19 protein-coding genes and 1 pseudogene are annotated in these 20,917 nt (G+C 63.6%); 10 read left to right on the forward strand and 10 right to left on the reverse strand.

Going from position 1 to position 20,917, the window contains the following annotated elements; translation table 11 throughout:
* Positions 1–188 (forward strand): annotated as a pseudogene (locus K288_RS50910) (IS701 family transposase); the annotation flags it as partial.
* Positions 189–356: 168 nt separating this feature from the next.
* Here the strand turns inward: K288_RS50910 and K288_RS0128035 are convergent.
* Positions 357–800, reverse strand: a complete 444-nt coding sequence (locus K288_RS0128035; RefSeq protein WP_027582544.1) for a MarR family transcriptional regulator — start codon at positions 798–800, stop codon at positions 357–359.
* Between the two features lie 264 nt (positions 801–1,064).
* On the opposite strand from K288_RS0128035, the gene K288_RS0128040 reads away from it, so the two are divergent.
* The 8 genes from K288_RS0128040 (at position 1,065) to K288_RS0128075 (ending at position 9,737) form a co-directional block, all read left to right on the forward strand.
* Positions 1,065–2,243, forward strand: coding sequence for a substrate-binding domain-containing protein (locus K288_RS0128040; protein ID WP_027582545.1), 1,179 nt, complete (start codon positions 1,065–1,067; stop codon positions 2,241–2,243).
* Positions 2,244–2,403: 160 nt separating this feature from the next.
* Positions 2,404–3,918: an amidase gene (locus K288_RS0128045; RefSeq protein ID WP_027582546.1), complete on the forward strand. Its 1,515-nt coding sequence runs from the start codon at positions 2,404–2,406 to the stop codon at positions 3,916–3,918.
* A 36-nt stretch (positions 3,919–3,954) separates the two neighbouring features.
* A complete protein-coding gene (locus K288_RS0128050; protein ID WP_027582547.1) occupies positions 3,955–4,812 on the forward strand; it encodes a branched-chain amino acid ABC transporter permease in 858 nt (285 codons plus the stop codon).
* A gap of 4 nt (positions 4,813–4,816) precedes the next feature.
* On the forward strand, positions 4,817–6,037 hold the full coding sequence (locus K288_RS0128055) for a substrate-binding protein (RefSeq protein ID WP_027582548.1): 1,221 nt from the start codon (positions 4,817–4,819) through the stop codon (positions 6,035–6,037).
* Between the two features lie 7 nt (positions 6,038–6,044).
* The gene (locus K288_RS0128060; protein ID WP_027582549.1) at positions 6,045–7,139 is read left to right on the forward strand and encodes a branched-chain amino acid ABC transporter permease; all 1,095 of its coding nucleotides are present in this window, start codon (positions 6,045–6,047) and stop codon (positions 7,137–7,139) included.
* Positions 7,126–7,860 carry an ABC transporter ATP-binding protein gene (locus K288_RS0128065; RefSeq protein WP_027582550.1) on the forward strand — a complete coding sequence of 245 codons (735 nt, stop codon included), beginning with the start codon at positions 7,126–7,128 and terminating at the stop codon, positions 7,858–7,860. Before K288_RS0128060 ends, K288_RS0128065 begins: the two co-directional genes overlap by 14 nt.
* Positions 7,853–8,554 carry an ABC transporter ATP-binding protein gene (locus K288_RS0128070; protein ID WP_027582551.1) on the forward strand — a complete coding sequence of 234 codons (702 nt, stop codon included), beginning with the start codon at positions 7,853–7,855 and terminating at the stop codon, positions 8,552–8,554. Before K288_RS0128065 ends, K288_RS0128070 begins: the two co-directional genes overlap by 8 nt.
* A gap of 313 nt (positions 8,555–8,867) precedes the next feature.
* The gene (locus K288_RS0128075; protein ID WP_244443278.1) at positions 8,868–9,737 is read left to right on the forward strand and encodes a DUF2778 domain-containing protein; all 870 of its coding nucleotides are present in this window, start codon (positions 8,868–8,870) and stop codon (positions 9,735–9,737) included.
* 175 nt (positions 9,738–9,912) lie between these two features.
* On the opposite strand, the gene K288_RS0128080 is transcribed toward K288_RS0128075, so the two are convergent.
* From K288_RS0128080 to K288_RS0128120, 9 genes are all read right to left on the reverse strand, one after another.
* Complete coding sequence (locus K288_RS0128080; protein ID WP_027582553.1) at positions 9,913–10,959, reverse strand: uroporphyrinogen decarboxylase family protein; 1,047 nt, start codon at positions 10,957–10,959, stop codon at positions 9,913–9,915.
* A gap of 26 nt (positions 10,960–10,985) precedes the next feature.
* The gene (locus K288_RS0128085) at positions 10,986–11,855 is read right to left on the reverse strand and encodes a fumarylacetoacetate hydrolase family protein (RefSeq protein WP_027582554.1); all 870 of its coding nucleotides are present in this window, start codon (positions 11,853–11,855) and stop codon (positions 10,986–10,988) included.
* Positions 11,852–12,517: a polysaccharide deacetylase family protein gene (locus tag K288_RS0128090; protein ID WP_027582555.1), complete on the reverse strand. Its 666-nt coding sequence runs from the start codon at positions 12,515–12,517 to the stop codon at positions 11,852–11,854. Before K288_RS0128090 ends, K288_RS0128085 begins: the two co-directional genes overlap by 4 nt.
* Positions 12,518–12,528: 11 nt before the next feature.
* Entirely contained in the window at positions 12,529–13,329 is an 801-nt protein-coding gene (locus K288_RS0128095; protein ID WP_027582556.1) for an ABC transporter permease, read from the reverse strand.
* A 23-nt stretch (positions 13,330–13,352) separates the two neighbouring features.
* Positions 13,353–14,159, reverse strand: a complete 807-nt coding sequence (locus tag K288_RS0128100; RefSeq protein WP_051334774.1) for an ABC transporter ATP-binding protein — start codon at positions 14,157–14,159, stop codon at positions 13,353–13,355.
* The gene (locus K288_RS0128105; RefSeq protein ID WP_027582558.1) at positions 14,138–14,893 is read right to left on the reverse strand and encodes an ABC transporter permease; all 756 of its coding nucleotides are present in this window, start codon (positions 14,891–14,893) and stop codon (positions 14,138–14,140) included. Before K288_RS0128105 ends, K288_RS0128100 begins: the two co-directional genes overlap by 22 nt.
* A gap of 1 nt (position 14,894) precedes the next feature.
* Entirely contained in the window at positions 14,895–15,866 is a 972-nt protein-coding gene (locus K288_RS0128110) for an ABC transporter substrate-binding protein (protein ID WP_027582559.1), read from the reverse strand.
* Positions 15,867–15,919: 53 nt separating this feature from the next.
* Complete coding sequence (locus K288_RS0128115) at positions 15,920–16,633, reverse strand: GntR family transcriptional regulator (protein ID WP_244443279.1); 714 nt, start codon at positions 16,631–16,633, stop codon at positions 15,920–15,922.
* 275 nt (positions 16,634–16,908) lie between these two features.
* A complete protein-coding gene (locus K288_RS0128120; RefSeq protein WP_027582561.1) occupies positions 16,909–18,867 on the reverse strand; it encodes an EAL domain-containing protein in 1,959 nt (652 codons plus the stop codon).
* Positions 18,868–19,166: 299 nt separating this feature from the next.
* On the opposite strand from K288_RS0128120, the gene K288_RS0128125 reads away from it, so the two are divergent.
* Positions 19,167–20,780 carry a choline dehydrogenase gene (locus tag K288_RS0128125; RefSeq protein ID WP_027582562.1) on the forward strand — a complete coding sequence of 538 codons (1,614 nt, stop codon included), beginning with the start codon at positions 19,167–19,169 and terminating at the stop codon, positions 20,778–20,780.
* The last annotated feature ends 137 nt before the right edge of the window (positions 20,781–20,917 follow it).

Genomic DNA, 20,917 nt, shown 5'->3' on the forward strand with positions numbered 1-20,917 from the left:
TCGGTCACTACGAAGGACGCGGTTGGCGTGGCTTCCATCATCACGCAACCCTGTGCATCGCAGCTTACGGCTTTCTGATCGCCGAACGGGCGACGATTCCCCCCTCACGACCTCGTTCCGCCGCGCCGGTCCAGGTACCTCCCTTACCCGACAATTATCGACCCAGAGGCTCCGCCCGCGCGGCCTGAGCGCCACATCCCAAACTCGATCGCAACCATGCGCATGCGCCTGATCCAGGCGCTCATCAAAACCTTACCGCGATGTCCTTGTTGCGGCGGCGTCGCTGCTTCAAAGGGACGAAGAAAACCCATGACGCAGTAAGACTAACCCGCCCTACGGCTCTACAAGTTCGCGCATCAATTCGCGCTGTCGATCAGGCTTTCCAGCAGCCGCTTCAATTCGTTGGTGGACTTGTTGCCGTAGTTCTCGACGATGTGCGCTTCCTGGCTCATCGCCAGCGAGTTCAATCGCTGGCACAGGATTTTTCCGCGCTCGGAGCAGAACATCAGCACCTTGCGGCGGTCCTTGGGGTCCTGAACGCGGTAGACGAGGGCGTCGGACACCATGCGGTCGACGATCTTGGTCAGCGTCGGGTGGTTGAGCAGCACGGCGTCGGCGAGCTCGCCCATCGAACGTCCGTTGCCATCGAAGAGAACCTTCAGGATTCGCCACTGCTCGACCGGCACACCCTCCTTGGCCAGCCGCGATTCGAGCTGCCGGTTGATTTCCCGGTTGGCTTGCGCGAGCAGGTAAGCAAGATGTTCCGTGAGAGGGGTATTTTGGCTTGGCGGTTTGGCCACGATTGAAGACTTTGTTTTGACCCTGATGAGCGAATGAACGGCGCTGATTGCCCGTTCTATATGCATGGCAATTGTTGAAGTTTCAATATTTTCGCCTAGGATATTTGTCGAACGGGTGGAAACCGGCGGCGGGCGCAGCGAAGCGTCGCGCTCGAAGCATGATCGGGAAAGATGGGTACCGGTTTTCCTCGCGACAAACGCGGAGCGTTTGCGCGAAGATCATGTTTGAACAAAAGATGGGCGAAGTGTCGGACAGGAGTGGGCGTGCTCTCAACAGTCAGCGTCAACAGCGGCGGCGCCCCCATGCCGCCCTTCGTGTTCAGAGGCCTGTCGGCGCCGACCACCGATCCGTCCTGGCACCCCGCTGACGTCGGCTCCAGCAAGCGCGGCGGCGCCCACAACAAGTTGAGGGTCGCGAACTTCCTCACCTTCTCCGGTTCGCCGGGAATCTGGGGGCCGGCTACGACCAACGCGGTGTTGCTCGCGGTCTCCGAGATCAATCGCCGCGGCGGCATTCTGGGCCGCGAAATCGAATTGACCATGCTGGATGCCGGCGGCCCGATCGAGGATGTCGTGCGCCGCGCCTCGGAGGCGGTCGCCTTCGACGAGGTCGACGTGATCATGGGCTCGCATATCAGCGCGGTCCGCGTCGCGTTGCGCAAGGTCACCGGTGGCCGGGTGCCCTATATCTACACGCCGGTCTATGAAGGCGGCGAGCGCACGCCGGGCGTGATGGCGATCGGCGAGACGCCGCGTTGGCAGAGCCGACCGGCGATCCACTGGCTCGCCGACGTCAAGAAGGCCTCGCGCTGGTATCTGATCGGCAGCGACTATGTCTGGCCGTGGCAATCGCATCGCGCGGTGAAGAAATATATCGCTGAGTCCGGCGGGCAGGTGGTCGGCGAGGAGTTCGTCCCCGTCGGCGAGGACAATCATTCCGCTCATCTCGCCCGTATCCGTGCCGCGCGTCCGGATGTCGTGCTGATCTCGCTGATCGGCACCGACAGCATCACTTTCAACCGCGCCTTTGCCGAGAGCGGCCTTGCGGCAACGACGCTCAGGCTGGCCGGCGCAATGGATGAGACCGTGTTGCTCGGCATCGGCGCCAACAACACCGAGAACCTGTTCTGCGCTTCCGGCTACTTCATCGGCGTCGGCTCGCGCGCCAACGACGACTTCCTCAGCCAATATCACGCTACCTTCGGACCCACGGCGCCGCCAATCGGTTCGGTTGCGCAATCCAACTACGAGGGCCTGCGCTTCCTGCAGGCCGCGGCCGAGCGCGCGGGCTCGCTCGCGTTCAAGCCGCTGCTCACCGCGGGTCGCAACATCGTCTATAGCGGCGCGCGCGGGCCGGTGACCATTCGCAACGGCCGCGCCGAGATGCCGATGTATCTCGCCGAAGCCGACGGCCTCGACTTCAGACTGATCAAGACGATCTGACGCACCAGAGAACTTGCGTCCGCGCGCAGCCGTCTAAAATAATCCTTGAAAAGGAAAATATTTCCGTCTGTAATACTGCCCGCGGCTTCGGGTGGGACCCGCATGCTCTTCGCATGCATTTCGCAGTCGCGCGCAACATCAAGCTTCCAGGGAGAGTGTCTTGTCCGTCGTGCTTCCGACCCCAACGCAACTTCGCGCGGTCGCCGCGCAATGCGGCCTCGCGCTTTCCGACGAAGACGTCGCTTCGTTCCGCGGGCTGATGCAAAGCTCGGTCGACGCCTACAACCTCGTCGCCGCGATGCCCGACGAGGTGCCGCCTGTGAAATATCCGCGCACGCCTGGCTACCGGCCGAGCCCGGAGGAGAATCCGCGCAACGCCTGGTACCGCAAGGCGACGGTGAAGGGCGCAGACAGCGGCAAGCTGAAGGGCAAGAAGGTCGCGCTGAAGGACAATATCATGCTGGCCGGCGTGCCCATGATGAACGGTTCGGCGACGCTCGAAGGTTATGTCCCGGATTTCGACGCGACGGTCGTCACGCGCATACTGGATGCCGGCGGCGAGATCGTCGGCAAGACGCACTGTGAATCCTTCTGCATCTCCGGCGGCAGCCACACCAATTCGACCGGGCCGGTACATAATCCGTACAAGATGGGCTATTCGGCCGGCGGCTCGTCGTCGGGCAGCGGTGTCGTGGTGGCGCTCGGTGAAGTCGACATGGCGATGGGCGGCGACCAGGGCGGCTCGATCCGCATGCCGTCCTCGTTCTGCGGCACCTATGGCATGAAGCCGACCTGGGGGCTCGTGCCCTATACGGGCGTGATGCCGATCGAGATCTTCGTCGATCACACCGGGCCGATGACGGCGACGGTGGAGGACAATGCGCTACTGCTCGAGGTGCTCGCCGGCGACGACGGCTACGATCCTCGCATCAAGGCGCCGAAGGTCGATGAATATACCAAGGCGCTCGGCCAGGGCGTGAAGGGGCTCAAGATCGGCGTGCTCAAGGAAGGGTTTGAGCAGGCCGGAGCGGAGCCCGCGGTGAACGAAAGCGTTCGCGAGGCGGCGAAGCGCTTCAAGGACCTCGGCGCATCCATCAGCGACATCTCCATTCCGATGCATCTGCTCGGTCCCGCGATCTGGATGCCGATCGGAACCGAGGGCATGACGCAGACCATGATGTACGGCGACGGCTATGGCCTGAGCCGTTCCGACCTCTATTCGACCTCGCTGATGGATTTCCACCGCGGCTGGCGGCGCCAGGCGGATTCGCTCTCCGAGACCACGAAAATGCTGCTGATGTTCGGCACCTACGTCAGCAACACCTTCGGCCCACGCTATTACGGCAAGGCAGTCAATATTTCGCGCCGGCTGACGGCCGCCTATGACGCGATGTTCAAGGACTATGACCTCTTGCTGTTGCCGACCACACCGATGAAGGCGACGGCGCTGCCGCCTGCGAATGTCAGCCGCGAGGAATATGTCGCGCGCGCATTCGAGATGATCTCCAACACCGCGCCGTTCGACATCTCCCATCATCCGGCGATGTCGCTGCCGTGCGGCATGGTTGATGGCCTACCGGTCGGGCTGATGCTGGTCGGCCGCCACTTCGAGGAATCCACCATCTACCGCGCCGCACATGCCTTCGAGCAGTCCGGCGACTGGAAGAAGATGTGAGGGAGCTATCGTTGCACTTCGGCCGGATCGCGATGCATGGGTAGTGCATTCGTCGCCGCTTTCGAAATCCTGAGCTTCGGCGCGATCATCGTCCTGGTCGTGCTGGGGCTCGGGATCATCGCCAGCATGATGGGCATCTTCAATTTTGCGCAGGGCGAGTTCGTCCTGCTGGGTGCCTACATCACCTATCTCGCCTATAGCCACGGCATCCCGGTCTGGGTCGGCATGGCGGCCGCGCCGTTCCTGGTCGGTGCGCTCGGCTTCGTGCTCGAGGCGCTGATCATCAGGCGCTTCTACGCAGCCCCGATCGTCGCGATGCTCGGCACCTATGCGCTCGGCCTGATCATCCGCGAATGCGTCCGCGGTCTGATCGGCGGGCTCTATCTCTCGGTGCCGGAGCCGATCGGCGGCTCGATCGATCTCGGCACCGTCCACATCTCGGCATGGCGCTTCACCATCATCGTGGTGACGGTCCTGGTGATGATCGGGTGCTATCTCCTGCTGTCGCGCACCACTTTCGGCCTGCGGGTACGGGCCACGCTGGAGAATCCGGCGCTGGCGCGGGCGTCCGGCATTTCCACCGCCGCGATGTACGGCACCACGTTTGCTTTTGGCGCGGCGCTTGCAGGGCTGGCCGGGGCGCTGCTGGTTCCCGTGTTCAGCCTGTTCGCCGATCTCGGCATCCGCTTCCTGATCCAGGGCTTTGTCGCGGTCATGGTCGGCGGTGTCGGTTCGTTCATTGGCCCGGTGGCAGGCGCGGCCGTGATCGGCACGCTGAGCGCGGCATTGCCATGGGTGATGGCGCCCGTGATCGCCGACATCCTCGTCTTTGTGCTTGCCATCGTCTTCATCAAATTCCGGCCGCAAGGCCTGCTTTCGGGAAAAGGGGTTTAGTCTCATGCTCAGCGATCATTTGAAATTGAGCCGGCGTCGGTTCCTGCAAAACTTTGCCTTTGCCTCCACCGCGATCGCGACCGGCGTGGGAAGCTGGGTGATCCGTCCCGAATGGGCCAATGCGGCCGAAGGCCCGATCAAGGTTGGCATCGCCACCGACCTGACGGGGCCGATCGCCTATGCCGGCAATGCCGACGCCAACACCGCCAAGATGGTGGTCAAGGAGATCAACGATGCCGGCGGCCTGCTCGGCCGTCCGATCGAGCTCTTCATCGAAGATACCGCATCGAATGAATCGGTCGCGGTCGGCAACGTCCGCAAACTGATCCAGCGCGACAAGGTGGATCTCGTGCTCGGCGGCATCACGAGCTCGATGCGCAACGCAATCAAGGACCCGATCGTCGCCCGCGGCAAGACGCTCTACATCTATCCGCAGCTCTATGAGGGCAAGGAGTGTACACCCTATCTGTTCTGCACCGGGCCCACGCCGGCGCAGCAATGCGACGAGTTCATCCCCTGGCTGATCAAGAACGGCGGCAAGCGCTTCGCGCTGCCGAGCGCCAACTATGTCTGGCCGCACACGCTGAACGTCTATGCGCGCAAAGTGATCGAGGCCAATGGCGGCGAGGTGATCTTCGAGGAATATTACCCGCTCGATCAGGTCGATTTCAGCGCCACCGTCAACCGCATCATCTCCAACAAGGTCGACGTCGTCTTCAACACGGTGATTCCGCCCGGCGTCGGTCCCTTCTTCAAGCAGCTCTATGAAGCTGGCTTCCTGAAGAATGGCGGCCGGCTGTCCTGCGTCTACTATGACGAGAACACGCTCAACATCAACCAGGCCAACGAGATCGAGGGCCTTGCGAGCTGCCTCGACTATTTCAAGGTGCTGACCAAGGACGATCCGATCAGCGCCAAGATCCAGGCGACCTATGAGAAGGACTTCCCGGGCAATTTCCTGTTCGCTGCCGGCAGCGCGGCGACCGGCACCTATCGCGGGTTGAAGCTGTGGGCAGCCGCCGTGAAGGAGGCCGGCAAGATCGATCGCGATTCCGTCGCGGCTGCGCTCGATCACGCCAAGATCGCGGAAGGGCCGGGCGGTCCCGCCGAGATGGTGCCGGGCAAGCGGCACTGCAAGATGAACATGTACACCGCTGTCGCCAAGGGCGGCGTGTACGATATCGTGGCCCGCAGCAGCGGGCTCGTCGACCCCAAGGAATGCTGAGTCAGGAATGGGCGCAACCGAGCAGGCTGTTCGTCGGGGGATCGACGAACAGCCGGACATCTCAAAGGCTGAACGCGGCGCGGCCGCCGCGCCGGCGTCACAGGCCGCGACGCCGCGCAGGGTCCTGCCGATCGTGGAAATCCTGGCGCTGCTGGTCGCGGTGTTCCTGCCGCTGGTGCTGCAGGATTACCTGACCGTCTTCGCCACTCGCGTCATCATCCTCGCGCTGTTCGCGCTGTCGTTCGACCTCGTCTGGGGTTATGCCGGCATCATGAGCTTTGGCCAGGCCCTGTTCTTCGGCTCGGCTGGCTACGGCGTGGCGCTGCTGGCACGCGATCTCAACGTTACCTCGATCTTTCTGGTGCTGCCGGCGGCGATGCTGATCGGGTTGATATTCTCGCTCCTGCTCGGCGGCTTCCTGTTGCTCGGCAAGAATCCGTCGAGCATGATCTTCGTCGCGCTCGGCACGCTCACCGGATCCTATGCCGCCGATCGGCTGGCGCGCGGCTGGTACTATCTCGGCGGGCAGAACGGCATTCCGTCGATCCCGCCGATGTCGCTCGGCAGCACCGATATTACGGAAGGCCCGGTCTACTACTACCTCGTGCTCGGCATTCTGCTGGTCGTCTATCTCCTGTGCCGCTTCCTGGTGCGCTCGCAATTCGGTCTTGCGCTCGCGGGTCTGCGCGAGAACGAGCAGCGTATCGCCTTCTTCGGCTACAAGGCGCAGCATCTGAAGGCGATCGTGTTTGCCGTCGGCGGCGCCATCGCGGGCCTTGCCGGTGGGCTATATGCGTTTCACGAGGGTTTCGTCTGGCCCAACATGCTGGGCGTCGTGATCTCGACGCAAGTGGTGCTCTATGTCCTGTTCGGCGGATCGGGCACGCTGATCGGCGCCGTCATCGGCACCGTGATCATCGAGGGCGTCAGCTTCTGGCTGTCGGACAATTACCGGGACATCTGGCCGATCATCCTCGGCGTGTTGCTGCTGCTGGTGATCCTGTTCCGTCCGCTCGGCCTGATCAGCTTCGTGCTCGGCGAACGCGAGCGCGTCGGCAGCTTTGGCGGAAAAGCAAAGGGGAGCAGCCATGCCGCTCCTTGAAGCCACCGGCATCAAGAAGGTGTTCGGCAAGCTGACCGCGCTTGACGGCGCCGGGCTGACGGTCTCCGAGAACGAGTTTCATGGCCTGATCGGTCCGAACGGCTCGGGGAAGAGCACGCTGATGAAATGCGTCGCCGGCGCCGAAACGCCGACCGAAGGCACCGTGCACTTTGCGGGCAGCGACATCACCACGCTGTCGCCGACCGAGCGCGCCCGCGCCGGCATGAGCCTGAAATTCCAGATCACCAGCGTGCTGCCGTCGCTGACGCTTTACGACAACATCCTGCTCGCGCTGCAGGCGCAATGCTCGCTGCTCGATCTCGTGCTGTCGCGTACCCGCGGGATACTGCACGATCAGGTGATGGCGATGCTCACGCAATTCCGGCTCGCCGATCGTGCCCATGATGCGGCGGCGACGCTGTCGCATGGCCAACAGCAATGGCTGGAGATCGCGATGGCGCTGGCCGGCAAGCCGCGGCTGTTGCTGCTCGACGAGCCGACCGGCGGCATGAGCCTGGAGGAGCGGCGGGTCACCGGCGAATTGTTGCAGCCGATCAAGTCGCATTGCTCGCTCGTGATCGTCGAGCACGACCTCGATTTCATCCGCGACATCTGCGATCGGCTCACCGTGCTCGACCAGGGCCGCGTGCTGGAGAGCGGCACGGTGGCCGAGATCCAGGCGAGCCCGGACGTACAGGAGATCTATCTGCGCCGTGCCTGACAGCCAGTTCCTCGATATCATCAATCTCGACGCCGGCTATGGCCGCAGCCAGGTCCTGTTCGACGTCAATATCGGCATTCCCTGGCGCGGCGGCGTCGCCGTGCTCGGCCGCAACGGCGCCGGCAAGACCACGCTGATGAAGACCATCGTCGGCGAACTCGGCCTGTCCAGGGGCGAGCTCAAGTTCGATGGCAAGGATATCGGCCGCCGCCCGACCGAGGAGCGCGTGCGGCTCGGCATCGGTTATGTGCCGCAGGAGCATTCGGTGTTCGCGCGATTGTCGGTGCGCGACAATCTCGCGGTCGGCGCACTCTATAATCGCGACACCGCCGCCATCGACCGCGTGCTGGCGATCTTCCCGAAGCTGGCCCAGCGACTCGACCAGCCTGCCGGGACGCTGTCGGGCGGTGAGCGCAAGATGCTGGCGATCGGCCGCGCGATGCTCGGCGACCCGAAGCTGCTGCTGTTGGATGAGCCGACCGAGGGCGTCTGGATCGGCGTGATCGAGGAGATCACCGAGCGGCTGATCGAGCTGGCAAAGGACATCGCGGTCGTCATCGTCGAGCAGCATCTCGACCTTGCGCTGCGGGTGGCGGATTACGCCTATGTCCTCGACCGCGGCCGCGTCGCGCTCCAGGGCCCGGCCGCCGACGTCAGGGATGACCCGGAGCTGCTGCGGTATCTGGCTCCCTAAACCGAGGCTTGCAGAGGCCTTTCCGGTATCACTTTTAGGGGGTGACCGGGGATTTGGTCTCGATTGTGCCCAAGTCTTGTTCCGTGATATCCCTAAGTCAATTCGGTGAATCCAATCCGGGGCCCGTCAGAGGCTCCGATACGCCGAACGGGGTTAGATGGGTCATAGTGGGACAACTGCAGGCGAGCGCCCGCGGGGTGGCGCTCGATGGGTGGGCAAGGCGACGTTTTGTGTCGCCTCGTTTGCGTTGGCGTCTGCCCTTGCCGCCTGGATCGCAGAGATCAACCCCTTGGATTTGCTGCGGAGTTCGGCCTTGGCGAACACGACCGCAGCGATTTCCTTCAACGATCGGTTCGGCGCGCGCTCCACGCTCGATTCCGCCTTCATCTACTACCCCTCGCGACCGGTGCTTCGCGGGCGGACTGATTTCAACGCGGAATTCGCCCATATCCAGGGTTCGCTGGGCGAGCAGCTGCGTGATAGCCAGATTGACGAGCCCGAAGAATCCAGCTCGCCCAGCCCGTCGCAATCTCCCACGGTCGCCGCGATTCCACTGCCGCGGTCCCGTCCGGTCGAGGCCAGCCTGCTGGCAAAGAACGATCCGCCCCCCGCGCCGGCACCCGTCGCGCAGGTGGAGGAACGCTCCATTTGGCAGAAGATCACCGACTGGGTGCCGGGGCGGGTTCAACTGGCGTCCCTCGAGCCGAATGGCGGAATTCTTCCCGGCACCGGGCCGAGCCTGACGACGCTGGGCTATGACAGCACCACCGCCGTCTACGACATCACGGGGCGGGTCGTTTACATGCCCGATGGCACCAAGCTGGAGGCGCATTCGGGGCTTGGCAGCCTGATGGATGATCCTTCCCGGGTGACTGCCCGCAACGCCGGCGCGACGCCGCCCGGCATCTACGAGATGAAGCCGCGCGAGAAGCTGTTTCACGGCGTGCCGGCGCTGCGCATGACCCCGGTCGATGGCACGGACACGTTCGGCCGCGCCGGCCTCCTTGCCCACCCCTACATGCTCGGCCCGAACGGCGATTCCAACGGCTGCGTCTCGATCAAGAACTACGACCATTTCCTGAAGGCCTACCGCAACGGCGAGATCAAGCGTATCGTCGTCGTGGTCCGGCTCAACGACCGCCCGCCGCAGGCCGCAGTCACGCGCTCGGCGTCGCAGTCGTAGAAGCCGCCGCGGGTTGGTTTCACCTCTCCCGCTTGCGGGAGAGGTCGGCGCGTGAGCGCCGGGTGAGGGCTCTCTCCACTCAAAGAGTGTCAATCGCGGAGATACCCCCACCCCAGCCCTCCCCCGCAAGCAAGCGGGAGAGGGAGCACAGCATCCACTGCGGATGCAATTCGAGCTAACCGCCGATCTCTTGCCGCACCAGCGCGGCGGCGTCGCACATCGCCTTCAGCTTTCCGAATGCGACGTGGCGCGGCATGTATTTCATGCCGCAGTCGGGTGCGACCACGAGGCGTTCGGCAGGCACCTGCTTCAGGCCATTGCGGATGCGTCCGGCGACCGTCTCGACGGACTCGATCTCGGGATTGCCGAGGTCGAGCACACCAAGCATGATTTTCTTCGACGACAGCTCCTTGAGCACGCCGAGATCGAGCTTCGGCTGCGCGGCCTCGATCGAGATCTGGTCCGCCGTGGTGTCGTTCAGCTCGCCGAGGAAGGAATAGCCGGCGGGCTTGTTCGAGCCCGGCACGACCGCCGCATAGCCGAAGCAGAGATGGACGACGGTCGGCACCGTGATGCCTTGAAGGGCGCGGTTGATCGCCTTCACGGCATAGCGCTTGGCGAGGTCCGGATTGTTGCGAACCCAGGGCTCGTCGAGCTGGATCACGTCGGCGCCGGCCTTCTGCAGCTCGAGCGCCTCGGCGTTGACGGCTTCGGCGAACGCCATCGCGAGTTCCTCGTCGTCCTTGTAGAATTCGTTCTTGGCCTGCTGGCTCATGGTGAACGGGCCGGGCAGGGTGATCTTGGCCGCGCGGTCGGTGTTCTCTCGTAGGAACTGCATGTCATGCAGCTCGACGGCGCGCGTGCGCTTCACCGGGCCGACCACGCGCGGCACTGGCGTCGGCGTACTGCCGGTGCGGGCGGTGATGATGGCGGGCTTTTCGTCATCGATGCCTTCGAGCGCGGTCGCGAAGCGGTTGGAATAGCTTTCGCGGCGGATCTCGCCATCGGTCAGGATATCGATGCCGGCGCGTTCCATGTCTCTGATGGCGACGATGGTCGCGTCGTCCTGCGCCTCTTCCAGGTGCTCGGCCGGCAGCCGCCACATCGCGTGCAGGCGCGTGCGCGGCACGACCTTCGACAGCATGGCTCGATCGACCAGCCATTCCGGCTGCGGGTAGCTGCCGACCACGGTGGTCGGCAAAAGGTGCGTCGGGAGGTTCACGGAATTTCTCCTTGTTGTTCTTGGCTTCAGGCTGCGCGCGTTGCCGCGGCGGCGACTTCGTCCTTCACGGGATTGCGCAAGACGCCGACGCCGGAAATCTCGACCTCGACCACGTCGCCTTCCTTCATCCAGAGCGGAGGATTGCGATAAGCGCCGACGCCGCCGGTGGTGCCCGTGACGATGACGTCGCCCGGTGCAAGCTCGGTGAAGGTGGAGCAATAGGCGATCAGGGCAGGAACGTCGAACACGAGGTCCGAGATCGGCGCGGCCTGCACCTCGACGCCGTTGAGGCGGGTGGCGATGCTCTGCTTGCTGATGTCGGGGATTTCGTCCGTCGTCACCATCCACGGGCCGAAGGCACCGGTGCCGACGAAATTCTTGCCCGGGGCGAATTGCGAGGTGTGGCGCTGCCAGTCGCGGATGCTGCCGTCATTGTAGCAAGCATAGCCCGCCACATGCCCGAGCGCGGCCTCGCGCGAAATCCGCCGGCCGGCCTTGCCGATGATGACGGCCATCTCGCCTTCATAGTCGAAACGCTCGGACTCCAGCGGCCGGATCATGGGCTGGCCGGCGCCGACCTGGCTGTTGGCGAAGCGGGTGAAGATCATGGGATGCGGCGGGGTCGGATGGCCGCTCTCGGCGAGATGCGTGGCGTAGTTGACGCCGATGCAAAGGATCTTGTCGGGATCCGGTACGGTCGGCAGCAGTTCGACATCCTTGAGCGCGTAATCCGCGCGCTCGCCCTGCAGCTTCTTCAGCTCGTCGAGCGAACCTTTCGCAAGCAGCGCCTTCAGCGTGGGAAAGTCCTTCAGCCGCTTGCCGGCGTCGATCACGCCGGCGTCGGTGACGATGCCGTAGCTTGCGACATTGGCCGCCTTGAAACTTGCGATCTTCATGATTTGACTCTTTCTTCGATGGAGGAAACGTAGGCGTCGAGAGGCAACACGATCTCGCCCGCGCGGATCGGGACGCAGTCGGGCGGAAAGTCCTGGCGGAAGCGGGCACCGAGCGCCTCCGCGCGATCGAGGAAATCTTCGAGATGGTCCATCGCGCCGGTCGGCAGGTCGTGCACCACCATCAACGTCCAGGGCTGCGAACGGCATTGATCGAGCGCGCGCTCGACCCAGCCTTCCGGATCGTCCCAGTCGCGCGGGATCGCATTCCAGAGCACGCAACTATGCTTGTTGCGGGTGAGGTAATCGACCACGGATGGCTTGAGCAGCCGGTTGTCGAGATTGCCGCCGCCGCCGAACGGCCGGAACCAGCGCTGCGGATGGGCGAGGGCGCCGATCGCGGCCTGCGTGCGGCCGATCTCGTTCTCCGCCGTATTCGCATCAGGCTGCACGCCGAGCGGAATGCTGTGGGTGAAGGTGTGGTTGCCGATCCAGTGGCCGTCGTCATGGGCGCGGGCCGCAAGGCTGCGTCGCGCGGGATCGCCGAGCTTCTCGCCGATCACGAAGAATGTCGTCTTGATATCGCGCTCGCGCAGGATGTCGAGCACGCGCGGCGTGACCTCCGGCTCGGGGCCATTGTCGAAACTCAATGTCAGGTCGAACACGCTGGCATTCCTTACGTCGCCGGCTGCACGGCGCCGGACCCGATGTCGTCGGCGGCGGTTTGGCCGGCGCGGGTGCCGGTCTGCCAGATCGCGGCCTTGCGTTCGATCCACTTGATCGCGGCGTTGAAGGCCATCGCCATGAACAGCACCAGCAGCACGCCGGCAAAGACATGCGGGCTGTCCAGGATGGTGCGGTAACGCGAGATCAGATAGCCGATGCCAGCGGACGAGATCAGCATCTCCGACACCACCACGCCGACGATGACCAGCGCGCCGCCGACGCGCAGGCCCGACAGCACGGTCGGGATCGCGGCGGGAATGATGACGCGGACGAGGCGCTGGCTCATCGTTGCGCCCATGCTGCGCGCGGCAAGTATGAGCTGCGGGTCGATGGTCTGGATCCCGGCTGCGGTGGCGAGCATCGTCGGCAGGAAGCCGTAGATCGAGGCGAAAGCGATCTTGGATTCCGTGCCGATGCCGAGCCACACCGTGAATACGGGATAGAGGATCACGAGCGGCACCGCATAGAGGCTCGAGACCATCGGCATGATCAGCACGCGCGGTTTCGGCAGGCTGCCGACGATGGCGCCGAGCAGGATGCCGCCGCCGCAGGCGAACGCCATCGAGATCGCGACCTCATACAGCGTCACCGCCAGCGCGTGACCGTATTCCGGCGCCTCGTTCCATCCGGCCCTCAGCGTCGAGGACAGCGACGGCAGGAACAGTTCCGGAATGAGGCCGGTACGCGGCAGGATTTCCCACAGCGCGATCAGGCCGATCACGATCAGATGTCGCAGCGTCTTCGCGCTCATCCTTGCCTCATGGGCTTCTTGCCTCACGCGGATTTGCGGATATGCCGCCAGATGCGGTCGCGCAGCGTGCCGAAGGCATCGCCGCTCAGCATCTCGTAGGTGCGCGGCCGCGGCAGCGGCACCTGCAGATGGTCGACGATGCGGCCGGGCCGGGCCGACATCACGATCACTTCGTCGGCGAGGTAGACCGCCTCGGTCAGGCTGTGGGTGACGAACACGACGGTCTTGCCGGTCGCCGACCAGATGCGCAGCAATTCGTCGCCCATCGTCATCCGTGTCTGCTCGTCGAGCGCGGCGAACGGCTCGTCCATCAACAGCACCGGCGGATCCTGCACCAGGCCGCGCGCGATCGAGACGCGCTGTTTCATGCCGCCGGACAATTCATGCGGATGACGCTTGCCGAAACCGTCGAGCCCGACCAGCTTAAGCGCCTCCTGCGCCTTGGTGCGGCGCTCAGCTCTCGCCACGCCGCGCAACGCCAGTGGAAACTCGACATTCTCCTCAGCGGTGAGCCAGGGGAACAGGCTTGCTTCCTGGAACACCACGCCGACGCGGTCCGGGTCGGGCTTGGGGATCGGCGCGCCATTGATGGTGATGGTGCCAGTGGTCTGCTGGCGCAGGCCCGCCATCATCATCAGAAGAGTCGACTTGCCGCAGCCGCTCGGGCCGACCAGCACGACGAAACGACCCGGCTTGATCTCGAGCGAAACGCTGTCGAGCGCGACCACGTCCTGCGTCGAGGTCTTGAAGACCTGGCCGACATTCTTGACCTCGATCGCGCCGGCGCGAGGCGGAGGCTTTAGCGGTGTTACGTTCGCCAATGGCTGCATCGCGTTTCCACCCATCTGATCAGTTCGTTGAAGGTCATCGCGATGGCCGCGACCATCACCACGCCTGCCAGCAATTGCTTCATCTGGAAGTTCTCGCCCCAGGTCGCGATCTGGTGGCCGATGCCGTCGCGCGAGGCGTACATCTCGGCGAGGATCACGCCGGTGAGGTTGAAGATCATGGAGATCCGCAACGCCTCCAGCAGCACCGGCAGCATGCTCGGCAGATAGACCCGGAACGCGGTCTGCGCCGGCGTTGCGCCATAGGAGCGGGCGACCGTCAAATGCTCCACCTTCACCGACTCCACCGCCGTCGTGGTCGACATGATCACGATGAAGATGGTCGAGAAGAAGCCGAACCCGACCTTCTGCGAAAAGCCGACGCCGAACACCAGGATGAACATCGGCAGGAAGATCGATTTCGGGATGCTGAAGGCGAAGAACAATAGCGGCTTTGCCACTTCCGCAAAGTAGCGGTTTTCCGCGATCAGGAATCCGATCAGCGCGCCGAAGGGGACGGCGAGCGCGAAAGCTGCCAGCACTTCGCTCGCCGTCACCATCAGATCCTTGCGCACGGCGGCGCGCTGCAGGAGATCGCCGAGCGTCACCAGCGTGTCGGATGCCGACGGCAGCAGCCGGGGATTGATGATGCCGGCGCGCGACAACAATTCCCACAGCGCAAAGATCGCGACCACGATCGCGATCCGCGCCAGCTTTATGGCAAGCGTGCCTTGCATCTCAGAACTTCGTCGGCACCGGCTTGAACTTGGTGGAGATCACCTCTTCCACCGGCACGATATCCTTCAGCCCGCCGAGCTTGGCGAGATCAAGCGACTTCTGCACGGCGCCGGGGATATTGGGCGCACTCATGTCGCCGCTGGTTTCGAGCTTCATGATCGTATTCTCATATTCCAGCGCCGCGATCTCGGGCGGCATGTCATAGAGTTCGGCGATGAGCTTGACCGTCACGTCGCGGTTGGCCCGCATGAATTGAAGCGCACCGTAAAGCGCGTTCAACGCCTTCTGCACAACCTCCGGCTTGGAGTCCGCATACTTGTCGAGCACGATCCAGCCGCCGTTCAGATTGGCCGGCACTTCCTTGGCGAAATCAAGGATCGGCCGGGCTTCGCCGGATTTCGTGATCTGGAAGCTGAGCGGCGAATACACCACGGCAGCCTCGACATTGCCGGCGAGCAGGTTCGGCACCAATCCGCCGCCGCCGACCGGCACACGGGTGAAATCGATCTTGCGATCCTGGATGGTCCACAGCGCGAGCAGGTCGGAGCCGGAGCCGGCCGAGGTGATCGCGACCTTCTTGCCGTTCAGATCCTTGACGTCGAGCGTCGACTTTACCGGGACCATCAACTGCCAGCCGAAGGCGCCCATCGCCGCGTTGGCGACGATCTTGGACATCACGCCTTTCTTGCGCCCGGCTGATACCAGCGAGGGCGGATCGAGGATGATGTCGGCGGCACCCGCCGCCATCGCCTCGAAGGTCTCGGCCCCACCCCGATAGACAGTCAGTTCGGCGTTGATGCCTTCCTTCTCGAACAGTTTTTGCCGCACGGCGGTCTCGGCAATCGTCGTCGGCCAATAGGTCTTGGTCGGCAATCCGACACGGATCGTCTCGGCCGCAGACGCGGCGAAGGGCGCGGCGAGCACGGTGACGGCGACGAGCGACGCCAAAGCATGGCGGCGGGAAATGGGCATGGTTCTATTTCCTCCAGGATGGCTGTTTGTTTTTCGGGAACTGTTCCCGGCCTTCAGTTCGTGCCGTTCACCTCCGAGATCCGGGGCGCGGCGAGCTCGACGAATTCCATGGTTATCGTGAAATGCTTGGACAATGCGATGACGGCGGCGTCCGCGTCGCGCCTGCGCACGGCTTCGACGATCGCGGCATGCTCGGCTTCGACATCGCGCGGCTTGCCGACCTCGCGCCGGATCGACAGCCGGCGATAGCGCTCGCTCTGCTCGTGCAATTCGTCGCGAAAGCCGAGCAGCCATCGCGAGCCGCAAGCATTGACGAGCGCGCGATGAAAGACGCGGTGGCGCACCACCCATTCCTCATAGTGCACGCCCGGCTGATCGGGATAGCGGTAGGGAACCGCCCTGAGGGCCTCCCAGGCGGCCTCGACGGCCGCGAGCCAGGCCGCGTCGCCGCGCTCGATCGAACGCCGTAGCGCCAATCCCTCGATATCGATCCGTGTCTGCGTGACGTCGGCGAGATCGGCCAGCGAGACCGGGCTGACGCGAAAGCCGCGCTGGTCGGAGGCCTGCACCAATCCATCCGCCACCAGCCGCGACAGCGCCTCGCGCACCGCGGCAAGGCTGACGGAAAACTGCTTTGCCAGACCTGCGATGTGGAGCTTCTGGCCGGGCAACAGCCGGGTCGCAAGAATGTCCGCGCGCAGCCGCTCCTGCACCGCCGAAGTCAGGCTTCGCGGCCGTTCCTCGCCAAATCCCTCACGAAAACTCAACCGGATCTCGTCCATGGCGGCGGAGATTGACGAGCTCGATCACTGCCGTCAATCGAAAATCGATTTTTTGTGATGTCGAGTTCCACGATGCGACCATGCGCCTCGCGACGTCGAGGTAGCTAGCCCTGGTATTGCGGATGCCATTTCGCAGTCGCGAAAAATCTGACTGCTTTGAAACACTGAGCAGCGTACGCCGAAGGTCTGCTGCGTCATCACGGTGGACAGGCTGACCGGACTTATGTGGCCGGAGCAAGCGGGAACGGCGCAGAGTCCAACTAGGCGGCGTGGGTCGAGCGCGGCTTCTCGCCAAGAAGCGCGGGAATCTGTTCGGCCGGAACCGGCCGGCCGATGAAATAGCCTTGGGCTTCGTCGCAATTCGTTTGGCGCAGATATTCAAGCTGGTCGGCTGTCTCCACGCCTTCCGCCACCACGCCGATGCGCAGCTCCTGCGCGAGCCCGATCACGGATTTGACGATCGCGGCGCAGTCGGGCTGTACCAGCATGTCACGAATGAAAGACTGGTCGATCTTGATGCGGCTGAAGGGCAGTTTGCGCAAATACGTCAGCGACGAGAAGCCGGTGCCGAAATCATCGAGCGCAACCGTCACCCCCAAATCCAGCAGCGAGTTCAGGATCGACAAGGCTGATCCATATTTTGCGATCAGCATCGATTCCGTGATCTCGATCTCGAGCCGATCGGGGCGCACGCCGGCTTGCGTAAGCGCCTGCACGATCGTCTGCAGGATGCCGGCATTGTTGAATTGCACCGCAGAGAAATTCACGGCCACACGGATGTCGTCGGGCCATTCCGCAAGCGTCAAACAGGCGCGGAGGACCACCCATTCGCCGATCTGGTGGATCAGCCCGGTCTCTTCCGCGATCGGAATGAAGTCGCTGGGCGACACCAGCCCACGCTCGGGATGCTGCCAGCGCAGCAGCGCTTCGAACCCGGTGATGCGTTCTTCCCCGATCTCGATGAATGGCTGATAGACCAGGAACAACTCGTCCCGCTCGATCGCCCCTTCCAGATCCCGTCGCAACGCCAGGCGATCGCGCGCCGACTTGTCGTCGCCGGGTTCGAAGAAGCAGATCGTGCCGGGTCCCGCCTTCTTGGCGCGATACAGCGCGATGTCGACATGTTTCATGAGGTCATGGGGCGTGTTGCCGTCGCGCGGCGCCAGCACGATGCCGACGCTGGTCGCCCCGACCGCTTCGCGCCCATCGATCACGAACGGATCGTCGAAGGAGGCAACGAAACACTCGGCGATCTCGAAGGCCTCTTTCGGCCTGGTCAGATTGGTCATGATCAGCGCGAACTCGTCGCCACCGATGCGCGCAACATTCTCGGTCGCGCGAGTGCAGCGCTGCAATCGTGCAGCCGCCTGCACCAGAAATTCGTCGCCGGCAGGATGGCCGAACTTGTCGTTCACTTCCTTGAAGCGGTCGAGATCGAGCAGCAGGATGGTAAACTCCTCGCCGGTGCGTGCCAGCCGGTTAAGCGCAGCCTCCAGGGTTTCGTTGAAGGCAATACGGTTGGGCAGGCCCGTCAGCGGATCCCGCCGCACGGTCCGCTCAGCTTCGAGCTGGGTGATGATGCGCCGCGTGAATTCGAAGGAATTGACGAACACGGCGCGCAACAGTACGAAGCCATAGCTCGCGAGCAGGATTGCGACCAGCAGGTAGGCCAAATCGCCTATCCTGTACAGGCAGATCGTGCAGCCGAGAAAGATCGGCGCGGTAAAGGCGATGGCGGCGATCGGGATGGTGGAAAAGGCGAGCGCGCCGCCGGCAAGCATTCCGGCGCAAAGACAGGTAATCACAAGTTGGCCGCCGTTGGACGCGTTGGCAAAGAACGCCACCGGAACGATTGCCCACGCGGAGCCCAGCATGAATGCGTTCAGCACCAATCGATACATGGTGCGGCGGGAGACGAACTGCGGCTTGGCGATTCGTTGCGACGTGCGTGACTGCCATCCGAGCCATGCTGTGCCGCCGGCCACGGCCGCGGTCCAGATGGTGGCATCAAGCCAGTCCGCCGAGCGCCAGAGCGCGATCGCAAGTATGATCGCGTTGCATGCATTGGCCAGCATGAAACCGACCGCATGGCCGAGCACAAGCGACACCTGCTCGGAGCGGATGTAGCCGGCGACTGTCTCGTCCGTTGCTGGTCCGCCGAATGCGGTGAGATCGCCGGCGAACAGCTTCGAGAAATATGAGCCCAGATACGTCCGCATCCCTCGCCCTGCAGGCTTGGCCCCAAGGCGGGCGCCGATGGCGGAACCTCGCCGCAAAGCTTTGACAAACTATGAACTATGGGCCGGGCGGACATCGCAACAACACGTTGTGATGACCTTGCCCGGATGCATCGCTAACAAATCGATACAAATGCGCTTGGCGGCGATCGGGTGGCGCGGCCGGCGGAGCCGCCAATTGAGCGTGGAAGTCAGGGCCCTCGGGCCCAGGCGCATGGCCATAAGTCTTTTCAAATTGTAGCTTTGTCTGTACGACCACAGAAAAATATTGGGGGAAACAAATGAACAATAACAGCGACAGTTTGGAATTTGATTACGTTGTCGTGGGCGCCGGTTCCGCCGGTTGCGTGCTCGCCAATCGCTTGAGCGCCGACGGCAAGAGCTCGGTTCTGCTGCTCGAGGCTGGGCCCAAGGACACCAACATCTGGATCCATGTGCCGCTCGGCTATGGAAAGCTGTTCAAGGAAAAAACCGTCAACTGGATGTACCAGACCGAGCCCGAGCCGGAACTGCACGGGCGGCAGGTCTTTCAGCCCCGCGGAAAAGTGCTGGGCGGTTCGAGTTCGATCAACGGTCTCCTCTATGTGCGCGGCCAGCACGAGGATTATGATCGCTGGCGCCAGCGCGGCAATGCCGGCTGGGGCTATGACGACGTGCTGCCGTATTTCAAGCGAGCGGAAGACCAGCAGCGCGGCGCGAACAATTATCACGGCACGGGTGGTCCGCTGCCAGTCTCCGATTGGCGGCATCACGATGCGCTGTCAGAAGCCTTCGTGAAGGCGGCCGCCGAGGTCGGCATTCCCACCAATCCCGATTTCAATGGTGCGAAGCAGGAAGGCGCCGGCTTCTTCCAGACCACGACGCGGCGCGGCCGCCGCGCCTCCAGCGCATTCTCCTATCTGCGCCCGGCGATGAAGCGCGGCAATCTGCATGTCGAGACCTCGGCGCTGGCGCAGCGCATCGTCTTCGAGGGCCGCCGTGCGCGCGCCGTCGAATTCAAGCAGGAGGGACGTGTCCGCACGGCGCGTGCGCGGCGCGAGATACTGGTCTCCAGCGGCGCTTACAACTCACCGCAACTGCTGCAGCTCTCCGGCGTCGGTCCGGCGGAATTGTTGAAGAAGCATGGCATCGAGATCGTGCTCGACCAGCCCGGTGTCGGCAATGATCTGCAGGATCATCTGCAGGTGCGGCTGATCACGCGCTGCCTGCAGCGTGTCACGCTCAACGACGTCGTCAATCATCCGCTGCGCCGCATCTGGGCGGGTGCGCATTATGCGGCCTTGCGGCGCGGACCGCTGACGATCGCCGCAGGCACCTCGGGCGCATTCTTCAAGACCGATCCGCGACTGGCGACGCCGGACATCCAGATCCACTTCATCCCGTTCTCGACCGACAAGATGGGCGAGAACCTGCACACCTTCTCGGGCTTCACCGCCTCGGTCTGCCAGCTCCGCCCGGAAAGCCGCGGCTCGCTTCGCATCAGGAGCGCGGACCCGTCGGTGCCGCCGGAAATCCGCATCAATTATCTTTCGACCGAAACCGATCGCCGCGCCTTCATCGACGGGCTCCGCATCCTGCGCAAGATCCTGGCGGCACCGGCGCTGAAGGCCTATTGCGCGGGGGAGGTCGAGCCAGGTCCGAAGACAGTCAGCGATGAGGACCTGCTCGATTTCTGCCGCCGCACTGGCTCAACGGTCTATCACCCGACCTCGACCTGCCGCATGGGCAACGATGCGCTGGCCGTCGTCGACCAGCGCCTCAAGGTGCGCGGCATCGAAGGCTTGCGCGTGGTCGATGCCTCGATCATGCCCGACCTGATGTCGGGCAACACCAACGCGCCGACGATCATGATCGCGGAGAAGGCATCCGATATGATTTTGGAGGATGCGCGGTAATCTACGGGCTGCCGCGCCTGCAAACACCGCTGTCATCATCCGCGAAGGCGGATGATCCAGTAAACGCCGGCCTTAGTTTAACGGGCGCTGGTGGTTACTGGATGCCCCGCCTTCGCGGGGCATGACGGAGTGTGGAA

Origin of the sequence: Bradyrhizobium sp. Ai1a-2 (assembly GCF_000426245.1) — a bacterium.
GTDB lineage: Bacteria > Pseudomonadota > Alphaproteobacteria > Rhizobiales > Xanthobacteraceae > Bradyrhizobium.